Genomic DNA, 14779 nt, shown 5'->3' on the forward strand with positions numbered 1-14779 from the left:
GCGGTGATCGGCGGGCTGGACGGTCTCGTCTGCGTGCCCGTGCTGCTGCCGCTGCTGGCCGCCGGGGTGAAGCTGGCGATCGGCGGGCGGCTGCGCCGGCTGCAGTCGCTGATCAGCGTGATCACTTTGGGCGTGTCGCTGTGCGTGTCGGTGGTGCTGATGGTCGCGGCCGACACGCACGGCCCGCTGGTGACGGAGCTGGGCGGCTGGCCGGCGCCGATCGGCATCACGCTGGTCGCCGACCGCCTGTCCACGCTGGTGCTGGTGGTGTCGTCGGCGGTGACGCTCTGCGTGATGGTGTACTCGGTCGCCAACGCCTACGACGACCAGGAGCACGACGCGCCGATGGCGATCTTCCATCCGGCGTTCCTGGTGATGGTGGCGGGGGTGGCCGACGCGTTTCTCAGCGGCGACCTGTTCAACCTGTTCGTGGCCTTCGAGCTGCTGCTGAGCGGCTCGTACGTGCTGCTGACCTTCGGCGGCACCGAGTTCAGGATCAGGGCGGGCGCGACGTACACGCTGATGGCGCTGGCCTCGTCGATGCTGTTCCTGATCGCGCTGGCCGTCACCTACGGCGCCACGGGCACGCTGTCGCTCGCGCAGCTCGCCGAGCGCTTCGCCGCGCTGCCCGAGCAGGTGCAGCTGCTGGTGGAGCTGACGCTGCTGCTGGCCTTCGCGATCAAGGCGGCGATCTTCCCGATGTCGGCGTGGCTGCCCGACTCCTACCCGACCGCGCCCGCCCCCGCCACGGCCGTGTTCGCGGGGCTGCTGACGAAGGTCGGCGTGTACTCGATCATCCGGCTGGAGGCGCTGCTGTTCCCGGTGGGGCCGGTCTCGACGCTGCTGATGTGGGTGGCGCTGGCGACGATGGTGGCCGGGGTGCTGGGCGCTGTGGCGCAGACCGACATGAAGCGGATGCTCTCCTTCACGCTGGTGAGCCACATCGGCTACATGGTGTTCGGGGTGGCGCTGTCGACGGTGGCGGGCCTGGCGGGCGCGGTGTTCTACGTGGTGCACCACATCACCGTGCAGACGAGCCTGTTCCTGGTGGCGGGCCTGGTGGAGCGGCGCACCGGCACGACGTCGGTGACCAGGCTCGGCGGGCTCATGCGGGCGACGCCGCTGATCGCGGTGCTGTTCTTCGTGCCGGCCATGAACCTGTCGGGCATCCCGCCGCTGTCGGGGTTCCTGGGCAAGCTGATGCTGGTGCAGGCCGGACTGGCAGCGGGCGGCTGGCTGCCGGTGACGTTCGTGGCGGCCGGTCTTGCGACGAGCCTGCTCACCCTGTACGCGGTGGCGAAGACCTGGGGCAAGGCGTTCTGGCGTACGCCGCGCGCCGAGGCGGTGGGCCGGGTGCTGGAGAGCGAGGAGCAGACCGGCGAGGACCCGACCGTGACCACGACCTCGCTGCCTGCGGCGCTGCCGCTGTCGGTGGCCGCGCTGGTCGTGCTGGGGCTGTCGTTCACGGTGCTGGCGGGGCCGCTGACGTCGCTGGCCGAGCGGGCGGCGGACGAGCTGCTGGCGCGGGAGCCGTACGTGTCGGCGGTGCTGGAGCGTCCCCGATGAGAGGCGTCCAGGGGAGGTGGCGATGAGACGGGAGGCGCTGCGGCCGCGGCTGCTCGGCCGGCGGGTGCCGCTGCCGCTGGCGGCCTGGCTGACGCTGGTGTGGACGGCGCTGTGGGGCGAGGTGAGCGTGGGCACCGTGCTGGGCGGGCTGGTGACCGGGCTGGTGGTGACGTGGCTGCTGCCCATGCCGCCCATCGACCGGGGCATCCGGCTGCACCCGCTCCCGCTGGTGCGGTTCCTCGCGTACTTCGCGTTCGACCTGGTGATCTCGACGGGGCGGGTGGTGTTCTACGTGCTGCGTCCCGGGGATCCGCCGGCCCAGTTCGTCCGGGTGCCGCTGCGCACGACGTCCGAGCCGATCACGGTGCTGGTCATGGTGGCGATCTCGACGGTGCCGGGCAGCCTGGTCGTGGAGCGCTATCCCGGCGAGCTGCTGCTGCACGTGCTGGGCCGCCCGGGAGACGTCGCCGAGCCCGTACGCCGGGACGTAGCCGGTCTGGAGGAGCGCATCGTCACCGCCTTCGGCACTTCGAGGGACAAGGAGGAGCTGGTGTGAACACGGTGTACCTGGTGACACTGGCCCTGCTCGGCTGCGGCGCGGCCGCGGCGCTGTACCGGGTGGGGCGCGGGCCGTCGATGCTGGACCGGGCGATGGCCCTGGACGTGTTCACGTCGCTGTCGATGTGCGGGGCCGGTGCATACGCGGTGGCCAGGGACGACTACTCGGACCTGCCGATCCTGATGGTGCTGTCGCTGCTGGGGTTCGTCGGGTCGGTGTCGCTGGCCCGCTTCTTCTCCGGCAAGGAGGAGCGGAGGGGCGATGAGCGTTCTTGACACGATCGCGGCCGGCTGCCTGCTGCTGGGCGCGCTGCTCGCGCTGTCGGCCGGCATCGGGCTGGTGCGTTTCCGCACCACGCTGGATCGCATGCACGCCGGCACGAAACCGCAGGTGCTCGGCGTGCTGCTGGTGCTGCTGGCGCTGTGGCTGCACCGGCCGTCCCTGGCGTACGTGGGGCCGCTGCTGCTCGTGGCGCTCTCCCAGGTGATCACCGTGTCGGTCGCGGCGTACGTGGTGGCGCGGGCGGCGAACGCCCGTCAGTCCTCCCGCGACGACACCGGGCTGCCGTCGGAGGACTGAGCGTGCGGCGAGCCGCCCTCCGCCGCTCCTCTCCGGCGCCGCCGTGCTCCAGCGCGCCGGAGCGGTCCAGCGCGGGCTGCCCGAACCAGGTCCACAGCGCGAGCAGCGCGAGCAGGCCCGCGGTGAGCCACGCCACCGTCGCGTCGAACAGGTAGTCGATGACGAACATGGTGGCCGTGGTCATCGACACCGCCAGCGCGAGCGCGCCGAGGATGCCGTACAGGTCGGAGCGGCGTACCAGCGTCTCCTTGCGGCCCTGACGGAACAGCACGCGGTGCTGCGCGGGCGGCGCGATGGACCAAGAGCCGTTAAAGCGTGTTCCGCAGCACCTTCGCGGGCGTGATCGGCAGGTCGCGCACGCGGTGGCCGGTGGCGTGGAAGACGGCGTTGCCGATGGCGGCCGCGGTGCCGACGATGCCGATCTCGCCGATGCCCTTGCTGCCCATCGGGTTGAGCGCGTCGTCCTGCTCGTCCAGCCAGTACGCCTCCACGTCGCGGACGTCGGCGCAGACCGGGATGTGGTACTGCGCGAGGTCGCGGTTCAGGAACCCGCCGAACTCCTCGTCGGTCAGCGTCTCCTCCATCAGCGCCATGCCGAGCCCCATCGTCATGCCGCCGATGAACTGCGACCTGGCCAGCTTGGCGTCCACGATGTGCCCGCAGGCGAAGACGCCGAGCAGCCGCGAGACCCGTACCTCGCCGGTCACGGCGCTCACCCGCACGTCGGCGAACTGAGCGCCGAAGGCGTGCCTGGCCAGCTCGGCCTCCTTCTTCACCTCGTCGGTGGTGTCGGCGCGGCCCTCCTTGCCGTCCTTGACCAGTTCCTCGCAGGCGCGTACGACGGCCGAGCCCCACGAGGCGGTGCCCATGGAGCCGCCCGCGACCGGGCCGTCCGGCAGGTCGCTGTCGCCCAGCTCGACGTGCACCCGTTCGGGGGCGACGTTCAGCGCGGTGGCGGCGATCCTGGTCAGCGCGGTACGCGCGCCGGTGCCGATGTCGGCGGCGCCCACCTGGACGAGGATGTCGCCGTCGTCGAGCACCTTGGCCAGCGCCTTCGACGGCGACCGCCGCGCCGGGTAGGTGGAGGCGGCCACGCCGGTGCCGATCAGCCACTCCCCTTCGCGCCTGATGCCGGGCGCCGGATCGCGGTGCTCCCAGCCGAAGCGGCGGGCGCCCTCGCGCAGGCAGCCCACGAGGTGCCGGGAGCTGAACGGCAGCCCGCTGTCCGGCTCGGTCTCCGGCTCGTTGCGGATGCGCAGCTCGACGGGGTCCAGGCCGGCGGCGTAGGCAAGCTCGTCCATGGCGGACTCCAGCGCGTACATGCCGGGGCACTCGCCGGGCGCGCGCATCCACGAGGGGGTGGCGACGTCCAGCCTGACCACCCGGTGTGCGGTGCGCAGCGCGGGCGCGGCGTACATGACCCTGGCGGGCACGGCAGTCTGCTCGGCGAACTCGACCAGCGTCGATGTCTGCACGTACGCCACGTGCTCCATGGCCGTGAGCCTGCCGCCGGCGTCCGCGCCGAGCCGCAGCCGCTGGATGGTGGGCGTGCGGTAGCCGGTGACGTCGAACATCTGCTGCCGGGTCAGCGCGATCTTCACCGGGCGGCCCACCGCCCTGGCGGCCAGTGCGGCCAGGATCGCCTGCGGCCTGGTGGTGCCCTTCGAGCCGAACCCGCCGCCGACGTGCCTGGACACCACCCTGACCTGCTCGCGCGGCAGGCCCAGGGTGCGGGCGATCATGTTCCGGCTGGTGGAGATGCCCTGCGCGGTGTCGTACACCATGAGGCGGCCATCGGCGTCCCAATAGGCCAGCGCCGCGTGCGGCTCCATCGGGTTGTTGTGCAGGACGGGCGTCTCGTAGACGACGTCCACGGTGGTCGCGGCGGCGGCCAGCCCGGCTTCGACGTCGCCCTTCTCGGTGTCGGTCGGGTAGCCGGGGTTGACCACCCCGGGCCGGTACAGGCCGGGATGGTCCATGCGCAGGGTGACGTCGTGGTCGCCGGGGTCGTAGTCCACGCGGACGGCGCCGGCGGCGGCGCGAGCGCGCTCGTAGGTGTCGGCGACGACGGCGGCGACGATCTGGCCGCGGTAGGCGACCTCGCGGCTCTGGAACAGGGCGAGCTCGGGGTCGGCGTCCTCGGGCAACGGCGGCGGGTCCTCGCACGACAGCACGGCGAGCACGCCGGGCAGCTCCAGGGCGGGCCCGGCGTCCACCCGCTTGACGCGGCCCCTGGCGATGCGTGACTGCACGGGGTAGGCGTAGGTGACGCCCTCGACCGGGTACTCCGCCGCGTACGTGGCCAGTCCCGTGACCTTGACGCGGCCCTCGATGCGGTTCACGGCGCGAGCTCCTCCAGTGTGGCGACGATGAGGTTGCGGGCCAGCGGCACCTTGTACGCGTTGCGCGGCAGCGGCCTTGCCTGCTCCAGCTCGGCCTCGGCGGCCTGGAGGAACGCCTCCCCCGTCGCCGGGCCGCCGGTCAGCGCCTGCTCGGCCCGTCCGGCCCGCCAGGGCACGTGGGCCACGCCGCCGAGCGCGATGCGGCAGCCGGCCACCCGGCCGTCGCGCACGTCGAGCGCGGCGGCGATGGACACCAGCGCGAACGCGAACGACGACCGCTCGCGCACCTTGCGGTACATCTGGGCCCCCGGGGGCGGCGGGGGCAGCTCGACGGCGGTGATGAGGTCGCCGGGCTCCAGCACGGTGTCCCGCTCGGGCCGGTCGCCGGGCAGCCGGTGCAGCCCGGGAATGGGCACGATGCGGTCGCCCGCGGGCCCGGTGACGTGCACCTCGGCCTCCAGCGCGGCCAGCGCGACCGCCATGTCGGAGGGGTGGGTGGCCACGCACGCATCCGACGCGCCGAGCACGGCCAGGCCGGAGTGGTCGCCGGCGATGGCCGGGCAGCCGGAGCCCGGCCTGCGCTTGTTGCAGGGCCTGGAGACGTCCTGGAAGTACGGGCAGCGGGTGCGCTGCAGCAGGTTGCCCGCCACGGTGGCGATGTTGCGCACCTGCCCGGACGCGCCCGACAGCAGCGCCCTGGCCAGCATGGGGTAGCGGGTGCGGATCAGCGGGTGCACGGCCAGGTCGGTGTTGCGCACGGTGGCGCCGACGCGGACGCGGTCGCCCGCCTGCTCGATCTCGTCCAGCGGCAGCCGGCTGACGTCCACCAGGCGCTCGGGCTCGGCCACGCCCAGCCGCATGAGGTCGACCAGGTTCGTGCCGCCGCCCAGGTACATGGTGCCGGGGGTGAAGTCGCGCACGGCCTCCGCCGGGGTGGCGGCGCGGGCGTACTCGAAGGGCTTCACGACGTCACCTCGCGGATGGCGCTGACGATGTTGACGTACGCGCCGCACCGGCACAGGTTGCCGCTCATCCGCTCCCTGATCTCCTCGGGCGTCAGCGCGGGGTCGGTGGCGAGGTCGGCGGTGACGGCGCTCGGGCCAGGCTCGCCCAGCATCCCTGCCGCCGAGCAGAGCTGCCCCGGGGTGCAGTAGCCGCACTGGAACGCGTCGTGCTCGATGAACGCCGCCTGCAGCGGGTGCAGCTCGCCGCCGCTCGCCAGGCCCTCGACGGTGGTGATCTCCCTGCCGTCCACCGCCACCGCGAGCGCCAGGCAGGCGTTGGCCCGCCGCCCGTCGATCAGCACCGTGCAGGCGCCGCACTGGCCGTGGTCGCAGCCCTTCTTCGCGCCGATGAGACCGAGGCGTTCGCGGAGCAGGTCGAGCAGCGACGTTCGCGGGTCTGCGTCCACCGTGCGCGGTACGCCGTTGACCTGCAGGGTGATGTTCATTTCGCACGACTACCCGAGCGCCGTGAGCGACAACCCCTGAGAGCGGTAAAGGCGGTCGTCTTACATCCCTGTACGTCCGGTTTTGCCGGGGTGGTGGCGGGTAGCCGGGCGGGCATGGGGCTGGCCTTGGACGAGCAGGCGGACCGGCAGGCGGCGATACTCACCGTGAACGCGGGCTCGTCGAGCCTGCGGCTCGATCTCGTCCAGGGCGGCTGCGTGATCGACAGCGCCCACGCCGACCTCGCCGCACCCTCGGGCGGGCCGGGCGGGCAGGACGGGTCAGGCGGGCCGGGCGGGCAAGGCGGGCCGGGCGGCGGCGCGGACGGAGCGGCGGGGGCCGCGTCCGCGTGGGAGGCCCTGTCGGAGTTCCTGGGCGGGCACTTCGACCGCGACATCAGGGCCGTGGCGCACCGGCTGGTGCACGGCGGCGACGTGCTGCGCGCACCCGCCGTCGCCGACGACGAGACCGTGGCCGCGCTGCGCGCCCTGACCGGCCTCGCCCCGCTGCACCTGCCGCCCGCGCTGGACCTGCTGGACGCCGCCCGCGAGCAGCTTCCCGCCGTGCCGCACGTGCTCTGCCCCGACACCGCCTTCCACGCCGGCCTGCCCGACGAGGCCGCCGTGTACGCGCTGCCGCCCGAGTGGCGCGAGCGCCACGGCCTGCGCCGCTACGGCTTCCACGGCCTGTCCTACGCCTGGGCCGCCGACCGGGTGGCCGAGCTGCTCGGACGGCCGGTGGCCGAGCTTGAGCTGGTGCTCGCGCACCTGGGCGGCGGCGCGTCGGTGTGCGCGCTGTCCGGCGGGCGCAGCGTGTTCACCTCGATGGGGTTCACGCCGCTCGACGGCCTGCCGATGAGCAGGCGGTCCGGCAGCGTGGACCCCGGCATGCTGGTGTGGCTGCTGGAGCAGGGCCACCTGTCGATCGCCGAGCTGCGCGAGGGCCTGCAGCGCCGCTCGGGGCTGCTCGGCCTGTCGGGCGGCCGGTCCGGCGACACGCGCGCGCTGGTGGCGGCCGAGCGGGACGGCGACGCGGCGGCCGGGCTGGCGCTGCGGGTGTTCGCCCGCCGGGTGGCCGAGGAGGTCGCCGCCGCGGCGACCTCGCTGCCGCGCATCGACGCGCTCGTCTTCACCGGGGAGATCGGCTGGGACCAGCCGGAGGTGCGCGAGGCGGTCTGCCGCCGGCTCGGGCCGCTCGGCATCGAGGCGCCTGAGCTGCGGGAGCGGTCCGAGGACGGGCCGGTCAGCGCGTACGCGGCGGCGATCCCCGTCCTGGTCGTACAGGTGCGCGAGGAGCTGCAGCTCGCCCGCGAGTGCCTGCTGCTGCTCGACGGCCCCGAGGCGGACCCCGCCCTGTGAAGCGCCCGGCGCGGTCCGCCGTCCCGTGCGATGCCCCGCCTCCGCTTCCCCTGCCCATCCGGCCGTGCGGGCCATGCCGCGCGATGCCCCGCCTCCCCCTCCCATGCCCCGGCCGTGCGGTCCGCCGTCCCGTGCGATGCCCCATCTCCCCTCCCCTGTCCCGGCCGCGGGCCGTGCCGCGCGGTTGTCGGTGACGTTTGGTTGGATCTGCTGTGTGGAAGCCTCCGTCGAGCAGCTCGTCTACGTCCGCGATGACGAGTACACCGTCGCGCGCATGAGCGCCGACGGCGAGCCCGACTTCATCGCCACCGGCCGGGCGCTCGCCGGGGTGCAGCCGGGCGAGACGCTGCGGCTGTTCGGCGAGTGGGGCAGGCACGCCCGTTACGGGCGGCGCTTCGCGGTCAGCGGGTGCGAGCGGGTGACGCCGTCGTCGGTCCGCGCCATCCGCGCCTACCTGGGGTCGGGGCTGATCAGGGGCATCGGGCCGAAGCTCGCGTACGCGATCGTCGACCACTTCGGCGAGGCCACGCTCAAGGTCATCGACGGCGAGCCCGAGCGGCTCACCGAGGTCGTCAACATCGGGCCGCAGCGGCAGGGGCAGATCGTCCAGGCGTGGCAGGAGCAGAAGGCCATCGCCGCGCTCATGGTCACCCTGCAGGGGCTCGGGGTGAGCCCGCTGCTCGCCTCCAAGATCCACCAGGCGTTCGGCAAAGACGCAGAAGAGGTCCTGACCACCGACCCCTACCAGCTCATCGGCCGGGTCAGGGGCATCGCGTTCCGCATCGCCGACCGCATCGCGCTGCGCTCAGGGGTGCCCGAGCGCAGCCCGCAGCGGATCAAGGCGGCGCTGCTCGACCGGCTGGAGGCGGCGGGCAACCGCGACGGCCACTGCTTCGTGCCGGTGGCGGCCCTGGTCAGGGAGACGGCCCAGCTCATCGAGCAGGATCAGGAGCTCGTACGCCCGATGGTCGACGCGCTGGCGGCCGAGCGGCGGCTGGTGGTCGAGACGCATCCGCACCAGCCCGACCGGCCCGACGTCCACGTCGCCTATCTCAAACACGTCCACAGCCGCGAGGTGGCGCTGGCCGCGCGGCTCGCCGCGCTCATGCGGGCCCGCTCCACGCTGCCGCTGCGCTCGTTCCGCGAGGACCCGACGCTCCACGACGACCAGCGCGCGGCCGTCACCATGGCGCTGACCAGCACGGTCTCGATCATCACCGGCGGCCCGGGATGCGGCAAGAGCCACACGGTCAAGGCCATCGCCGCCATCGTGCGGGCATCGGGCGGCACGGTCACGCTCACCGCGCCCACCGGCAAGGCCGCCAAGCGGCTGTCGGAGCTGACCGGCATGCCCGCGATGACCGTCCACCGCATGCTCGCCCAGCAGCCCGACCCCGATCCCGAGACGCTGTTCGACGAGCGGCCGTCGCAGGCCGATCTGATCGTGGTCGACGAGGCGTCCATGCTCGACCTCCACCTCGCCACCCGGCTCACCGCCGCGGTGCGGCCCGGCAGCCACCTGCTCTTCGTCGGCGACGCCGGCCAGCTGCCCAGCATCGGCGCCGGCGACGTCCTGGCCGACCTGCTGCGGGTCGAGGCGATCCCCCGCGTCGAGCTGACCCACGTCTTCCGCCAGGCCGGCGGCAGCGGCATCATCGAGGCCGCCCACCGCATCCGCGCGGGGCGGCTGCCCGCGACGCCGGGCGGCGGCGGGTTCTGGTTCGAAGAGCTCGACGATCCCGCGCAGGTGGCGCAGCGGGTGGCGCATCTCGCGATGGTGGCGATCCCCCGCAAGCAGGGCGTCGATCCCGGCCAGGTGCAGGTGCTGTGCCCGATGCGCAAGGGCGAGACGGGCGCCACCGCGCTCGGCCGGCTCATCCAGGACCGCCTCAATCCCGCCGCCGACGACAAGCCCGAGCACTGGTCGGGCTCCACGGTGTTCCGGGTGGGCGACCGGGTCATGCCGATCCGCAACAACTACGACAAGGGCGTCTTCAACGGCGAGACCGGCACGGTGACGGCCGTGGTGCGGGAGGAGCGCGCGGTCGAGATCCGCACCGACGACGGGGAGCGGGTGACGTACGGGTTCGACGAGCTCGACGACCTCACCCACGCCTACGCCATCAGCGTGCACCGGTCGCAGGGCAGCGAATACCCGTTCGTGGTCGCGCCGATCGTGGCCGAGTCCGGCGGCATCATGCTGCGCCGCAAGCTGCTCTACACGCTGGTCACCCGGGCCAGGGCGTGGGTGGTGCTGGTGGGGCAGCGCGAGGCGCTGGAGCTGGCCGTCCACCGCGTCGGGCGGCGCCGCGACACGGGCCTGGCCAGGCGTCTCGCGCTCGCGCTCGGCGGCTGAACGGCCACCCGGGCCAAGGCGCTCGGCGGGCCTGTTACGGTAGTGCGCGGTACGCCGGAAAGTCTGGTTCGGCATGGACTGCCGGCCGGACGGTCGGGGGAGGCGTTCACGAATGCGTGATCGTAGCCGTGCTCGTCGCATCGGGGCGCGTGCATGAATCGCCTGCTCGCCTGGCTGACGTCCCGCTTCGAGCAGCCGGCCCAGGTCGTGGTCTTCGGGTTCGGCCTCGCCATCGCGATCGGCGCGGCGCTGCTGTCGCTGCCCGCCGCCACCGCGTCCGGCGAGCCCGCCGGGCTGGTCGAGGCGCTGTTCACGGCCACCTCCGCGGTCTGCGTGACGGGGCTCACGGTGGTCGACACCGCCTCCCACTGGTCGGTGTTCGGCGAACTGGTGATCGCGGGGCTGTTCCAGGTGGGCGGGCTCGGCATCATGACGATCGCCACGGTGTTCACGCTGCTTGTCTCGGGGCGGTTAGGCCTGCGGGCCAAGATCGTGGCGCAGGCCGAGAGCAAGGCGCTCAGCGCCAGCGACATCCGCCGGGTGGTCCGCAAGGTGGTGCTGTTCACGCTGCTGTGCGAGACCGTCGCCGCCGCCGTCCTGACCGGCCGTTTTCTCATCGCGTACGGCGAGCCGTTCGGCCGGGCGCTCTACCTGGGCGGCTTCCACGCGGTGTCGGCGTTCAACAACGCCGGGTTCGTTCTGTGGCCCGACAACCTCATGCGGTTCGTGACCGACCCGTGGATCTGCCTGACCATCGCCATCGCCTGCATCGTCGGCGGGCTCGGCTTCCCGGTGGTGTTCGAGCTGGCCCGCACCTGGCGCCACCCGCACCGGTGGAGCGTGCTGACCAGGATCACGCTCGGCGTCACCGTCACCCTGCTGGTGCTCGGCACCCTCGTCTTCCTCATGACCGAGTGGCGCAACCCGCGCACACTCGGCGCGCTCGACGAGCCCGACAAGCTGCTGGCCGCGTTCTTCACCGCCGTCATGCCGCGCTCGGCCGGATTCAACACCCTCGACGTCTCGGCCATGTACCCGTCGAGCTGGCTGCTGACCGACCTGCTCATGTTCATCGGCGGCGGCAGCAGCGGCACCGCGGGCGGGATCAAGGTGACCACGGTCGGCCTGCTCGCCTTCGTCGTCTGGGCGGAGCTGCGCGGCGAGAGCCGGGTGAACGTCGGCCACCGCCGTCTGCCCGACACCACCCAGCGGCAGGCCGTCACCGTCACGGCGCTGGGGGTGGCGCTGGTGGGCGCGGCCACGTACGTGCTGCTCGCCCTTTCCCCGTACAGCCTCGACCAGGTCATGCTGGAGGTGGTGTCGGCGTTCAGCACGGCCGGGCTGTCCACCGGCATCACGGCTGATGTCGGCACGGCCGGGCAGGTGTTGCTCGTCATGCTCATGTTCGTGGGCCGCATCGGCCCGCTCACACTGGGCTCCGCGCTGGCCCTCAACAAGCGCGCCCGGCATTACGAACTACCCGAGGAGCGAGTGATCGTTGGCTGAGTACAGAGGCGACCCGGTCGTCGTCATCGGCCTGGGCAGGTTCGGCACGTCGCTGGCGCTGGAGCTCACCCGGCGCGGCACCGAGGTCCTGGCCATCGACAACCGTCCCAAGATCACCCAGAGCCTGGCCGGTCGCATCACCCAGATCGCGACCGCCGACGCCACCGACATGGAGGCGCTGCGCCAGCTCGGCGTGCCCGACTTCTACCAGGCCGTGGTGGCGGTCGGCAGCGACATCGAGGCCAGCATCCTCACCACGTCGCTCCTGGTCGAGCTGGAGATCAACGACATCTGGGCCAAGGCCATCAGCACCCAGCACGGCCGTATCCTGAGCCGCATCGGCGCCCACCACGTCGTCTTCCCCGAGCACGACATGGGCGAGCGCGTCGCGCACCTGGTGAGCGGCCGCATGCTCGACTACATGCAGGTCGACGAGAACTTCGCGCTGGCCAAGACCAGCCCGCCCAAGGAGTACGTCGGCATCCCGCTCGGCCAGTCCAACCTGCGCCGCAAATACGGCGTGACGATCGTGGCGGTCAAGCCGCCGGGCGAGGAGTTCACGTACGCGACGGCCGATACGGAGCTGTCGTACGGCGACATCGTGCTCGTCTCGGGGCGGACGGAACAGGTGGAGCGCTTCGCCGAACTGCCCTGACTCCGGAGCCTGCCTGACACCGGGCCGCCCCCTGGTCTTGAGCGGCCCTGACCGCGAGCCGCCCCGGCACCGGGCCGCCTGCGGCCCGGGCGGAGGCGCGGCCTACCCTGGCAGAGGAGGTCATCGCATGCGCGCACAGGATCTCGCCGCCGAGTTCCCGACGGTCACCCTCGACACTCCGGCGCTGGAGGCGGCCAGGCTCCTCGCCGACCGCGACCTGCCGGGGCTCATCGTCGTCGGCCCGGACGGCCTGCCCTGCAGCATCCTGCCCGGCACGCAGGTGCTGCGGCTCGCGGTGCCCGCCTACTGCCAGGACGACCCGGCGCTGGCCAGGGTGGTGGACGAGGCGCACGCCGACCGGTTCCTGCGCCGGCTCGACGACAGGACCGTACGCCAGTGCCTGCCGGAGGAGCCGCGCGAGCTGCCGGTGGCCGAGCCGAAGGCGACCATGCTGGAGCTCGCGGCGCTGATGGCGCGCATGCACAGCCCGCTGGTCGCGGTGGTGGACGACGGGCGGCTGATCGGCGCGGTCACCCTGCAGTCCCTGCTCGCACACGCCCTCCGGCCCTGAGGCCGCCGCCCCTGGCCGCGGGCGCGAAACCGGCTTACCAGGGAAAACGGACGGAGGCGCGTAGGCTGGGGTCATGGTGAAGGCCGTGGCCAGAGAGCCCGTACCCGCCCGGCGCGCGGACGCCGAGCGCGACATCGCCGCGATCCTGGAGGCCGGGACGCGGTTGCTCAGCGCCGATCCCGCCGCCGGCGTGGCCGAGATCGCCCGGGAGGCGGGGGTGGGCAGCGTGACCCTGTACGCCCACTTCCCCACCCGCGAGTCGCTGGTGGACGCGGTGCTCGACCACACGGTGGGCCTCGCGGACGCCGTGATCGAGGACGACAGCATCGACAGCGACCCTCCGTCCGAGGCCATGGAGGGTTTGCTGCGCTCGTCGTGGGAGGTGCTCGACCGGCATCGCCGCATCTTCCTCGCCGCCGACCGCACGCTGCCCACCGAGCGCATCAGGGAGCATCACGAGCGCCCGCTGCGCCGGGTGGAGCGGCTGATCGCGCGGGGCCGGCGGGCGGGCGACTTCCGTACGGACCTGCCGTTGCAGTGGCTGGTGACGGCGTTCTTCGCGATCGTGCACAGCGCGGCTCAGGAGCGGGAGGCGGGCCGGCTGTCTCCTGGCGAGGTGGAGAAGGTGCTGGTGACCACCATGCTGTCACTGCTGCGCCCGCCCCCGCAGAAACGCGGCTGAAAGCCTCCTGAGCCCGCTTCCAGCGAACCCGGGCCGAGAGCCTGCCGCGTCCGCTTCGGGCGAAACCTGGGCTGGGAGCCGCTGTCTCCCTTTGCCGAGTGGGCGAATGCCCACCTACTGTGGGCGCATGCCCACAACTTCCCCTGCGCCCGGGCTGCCGCCCGGGCAGGAGACCCATCAGCTCCGCCAGGTCGCCGAGTCCTTCGGCACCGAGGCCGACCGCTACGACCGGGCGCGTCCCAGCTACCCGGATTCCCTGATCGCCCGCATCGCCGCCGCCTCCCCCGGCCCCGACGTCCTCGATGTCGGCTGCGGCACCGGCATCGCCACCCGGCAGTTCCAGACGGCCGGCTGCCGGGTGCTCGGCGTGGACGTGGACGAGCGCATGGCCGCACTCGCGCGGGAACGCGGCCTCGAGGTCGAGGTGTCCTCGTTCGAGACGTGGGACGCCCGCGGGCGCCGTTTCGACGCGGTGGTCTCCGCGCAGACCTGGCACTGGATCGACCCGGTCGCGGGCGCCGCCAAGGCGGCCGAGGTGCTGCGGCCCGGCGGCCGGCTGGCGCTGCTCTGGAACGTCATGCAGCCCTCTCCCCCGGTGGCCGACGCCTTCGCCGAGGTCTACCGGCGGGTGCTGCCGCAGATGCCGGCCGTGGGCGCGGCGGGGCCCGCCATGCAGGCGTACGACGCCATGGCGGGCAAGGCGCGCGAGGGGATCGAAGCGTGCGGCGCGTTCGACGAGCCCGAGCGGTGGCAGGCCGACTGGGAACGCACGTACACGCGGGACGAGTGGCTGGACGCCGTGCCCACCTTCGGCGGCCAGAGCCTGCTGCCCGCCGAGCAGCGCGAGGAGCTGCTGCGGCAGATGGGCGCGGCGGTGGACGCTCTGGGCGGGGAGTTCGTGATGCCGTACGCGACGGTCGTGCTCACCGCCACCCTGCGCGCCGCCTGACGCGCGCACCCCAGGTCACGCTTCCTGGGGACCGTCTCGCAGGCCGAGCGGATATCGGCGCGGGGTGGCCGCACGCCACCGGCCACTGCCCGGTGGCAGGCGGTCATGACGCTCGCCGCCACCTGGTCGGGTACGCGGGTGAGGCTGAAGATGACGGTGGAGGTGCCGAGGTAGAGCACGATCCATCGCGCGGGGAGGGCGGCCGGCA

General features: G+C 73.1%; 15 protein-coding genes. 11 read left to right on the forward strand and 4 right to left on the reverse strand.

The window, feature by feature from the left end:
- The first annotated feature begins 3 nt into the window (after positions 1–3).
- From WBK31_RS19940 to WBK31_RS19955, 4 genes are read left to right on the forward strand one after another with little or no spacing between them, the layout of a single operon-like run.
- Positions 4–1566, forward strand: a complete 1563-nt coding sequence (locus WBK31_RS19940) for a Na+/H+ antiporter subunit D (protein ID WP_364053674.1) — start codon at positions 4–6, stop codon at positions 1564–1566.
- Positions 1567–1588: 22 nt separating this feature from the next.
- The gene (locus tag WBK31_RS19945; protein ID WP_364053677.1) at positions 1589–2122 is read left to right on the forward strand and encodes a Na+/H+ antiporter subunit E; all 534 of its coding nucleotides are present in this window, start codon (positions 1589–1591) and stop codon (positions 2120–2122) included.
- Positions 2119–2400, forward strand: a complete 282-nt coding sequence (locus tag WBK31_RS19950) for a monovalent cation/H+ antiporter complex subunit F (RefSeq protein WP_364053680.1) — start codon at positions 2119–2121, stop codon at positions 2398–2400. The genes WBK31_RS19945 and WBK31_RS19950 overlap by 4 nt, the downstream gene beginning before the upstream one ends.
- Positions 2387–2704, forward strand: a complete 318-nt coding sequence (locus tag WBK31_RS19955) for a monovalent cation/H(+) antiporter subunit G (RefSeq protein WP_364053683.1) — start codon at positions 2387–2389, stop codon at positions 2702–2704. The genes WBK31_RS19950 and WBK31_RS19955 overlap by 14 nt, the downstream gene beginning before the upstream one ends.
- Here WBK31_RS19955 and WBK31_RS19960 read toward each other — a convergent pair.
- The 4 genes from WBK31_RS19960 to WBK31_RS19975 are packed head-to-tail and all read right to left on the reverse strand — an operon-like array spanning position 2613 to position 6496.
- Positions 2613–2975 carry a DUF6328 family protein gene (locus WBK31_RS19960; RefSeq protein ID WP_406675393.1) on the reverse strand — a complete coding sequence of 121 codons (363 nt, stop codon included), beginning with the start codon at positions 2973–2975 and terminating at the stop codon, positions 2613–2615. The two genes, WBK31_RS19955 and WBK31_RS19960, sit on opposite strands and share 92 nt — an antisense overlap.
- Positions 2976–3012: 37 nt before the next feature.
- Entirely contained in the window at positions 3013–5046 is a 2034-nt protein-coding gene (locus WBK31_RS19965; protein ID WP_406675394.1) for a xanthine dehydrogenase family protein molybdopterin-binding subunit, read from the reverse strand.
- Positions 5043–6011: a xanthine dehydrogenase family protein subunit M gene (locus WBK31_RS19970; protein ID WP_364053689.1), complete on the reverse strand. Its 969-nt coding sequence runs from the start codon at positions 6009–6011 to the stop codon at positions 5043–5045. Before WBK31_RS19970 ends, WBK31_RS19965 begins: the two co-directional genes overlap by 4 nt.
- On the reverse strand, positions 6008–6496 hold the full coding sequence (locus WBK31_RS19975) for a 2Fe-2S iron-sulfur cluster-binding protein (RefSeq protein WP_364053692.1): 489 nt from the start codon (positions 6494–6496) through the stop codon (positions 6008–6010). Before WBK31_RS19975 ends, WBK31_RS19970 begins: the two co-directional genes overlap by 4 nt.
- Positions 6497–6610: 114 nt before the next feature.
- Between WBK31_RS19975 and WBK31_RS19980 the strand changes: the two genes are divergently transcribed.
- The 7 genes from WBK31_RS19980 to WBK31_RS20010 all read left to right on the forward strand — a co-directional run bounded on the left by WBK31_RS19980 (position 6611) and on the right by WBK31_RS20010 (position 14571).
- Positions 6611–7852, forward strand: a complete 1242-nt coding sequence (locus WBK31_RS19980) for an acetate/propionate family kinase (protein ID WP_406675395.1) — start codon at positions 6611–6613, stop codon at positions 7850–7852.
- A 214-nt stretch (positions 7853–8066) separates the two neighbouring features.
- Positions 8067–10208, forward strand: coding sequence for an ATP-dependent RecD-like DNA helicase (locus WBK31_RS19985; RefSeq protein WP_364053698.1), 2142 nt, complete (start codon positions 8067–8069; stop codon positions 10206–10208).
- A 153-nt stretch (positions 10209–10361) separates the two neighbouring features.
- A complete protein-coding gene (locus WBK31_RS19990) occupies positions 10362–11714 on the forward strand; it encodes a TrkH family potassium uptake protein (protein ID WP_378788109.1) in 1353 nt (450 codons plus the stop codon).
- Complete coding sequence (locus WBK31_RS19995) at positions 11707–12369, forward strand: TrkA family potassium uptake protein (RefSeq protein ID WP_364053704.1); 663 nt, start codon at positions 11707–11709, stop codon at positions 12367–12369. Before WBK31_RS19990 ends, WBK31_RS19995 begins: the two co-directional genes overlap by 8 nt.
- Positions 12370–12496: 127 nt before the next feature.
- Entirely contained in the window at positions 12497–12940 is a 444-nt protein-coding gene (locus tag WBK31_RS20000) for a CBS domain-containing protein (RefSeq protein WP_364053707.1), read from the forward strand.
- 73 nt (positions 12941–13013) lie between these two features.
- Positions 13014–13622, forward strand: a complete 609-nt coding sequence (locus WBK31_RS20005) for a TetR/AcrR family transcriptional regulator (protein ID WP_364053710.1) — start codon at positions 13014–13016, stop codon at positions 13620–13622.
- A gap of 127 nt (positions 13623–13749) precedes the next feature.
- A complete protein-coding gene (locus WBK31_RS20010; RefSeq protein ID WP_364053713.1) occupies positions 13750–14571 on the forward strand; it encodes a class I SAM-dependent methyltransferase in 822 nt (273 codons plus the stop codon).
- Positions 14572–14779: the final 208 nt, after the last annotated feature.

It is taken from the genome of Nonomuraea sp. N2-4H (genome assembly GCF_045291505.1).
GTDB classification, from domain to species: Bacteria; Actinomycetota; Actinomycetes; order Streptosporangiales; family Streptosporangiaceae; genus Nonomuraea; species Nonomuraea fastidiosa.

Excerpts from the sequence above, each read along its gene's own strand:
- WBK31_RS19945 (WP_364053677.1), top strand. The coding sequence starts at position 1,589 with ATGAGACGGGAGGCGCTGCGGCCGCGGCTGCTCGGCCGGCGGGTGCCG.
- WBK31_RS19955 (WP_364053683.1), top strand. The coding sequence starts at position 2,387 with ATGAGCGTTCTTGACACGATCGCGGCCGGCTGCCTGCTGCTGGGCGCG.
- WBK31_RS19975 (WP_364053692.1), bottom strand. The coding sequence starts at position 6,496 with ATGAACATCACCCTGCAGGTCAACGGCGTACCGCGCACGGTGGACGCA.
- WBK31_RS19980 (WP_406675395.1), top strand. The coding sequence starts at position 6,611 with ATGGGGCTGGCCTTGGACGAGCAGGCGGACCGGCAGGCGGCGATACTC.
- WBK31_RS19990 (WP_378788109.1), top strand. The coding sequence starts at position 10,362 with ATGAATCGCCTGCTCGCCTGGCTGACGTCCCGCTTCGAGCAGCCGGCC.
- WBK31_RS20000 (WP_364053707.1), top strand. The coding sequence starts at position 12,497 with ATGCGCGCACAGGATCTCGCCGCCGAGTTCCCGACGGTCACCCTCGAC.
- WBK31_RS20005 (WP_364053710.1), top strand. The coding sequence starts at position 13,014 with ATGGTGAAGGCCGTGGCCAGAGAGCCCGTACCCGCCCGGCGCGCGGAC.
- WBK31_RS20010 (WP_364053713.1), top strand. The coding sequence starts at position 13,750 with ATGCCCACAACTTCCCCTGCGCCCGGGCTGCCGCCCGGGCAGGAGACC.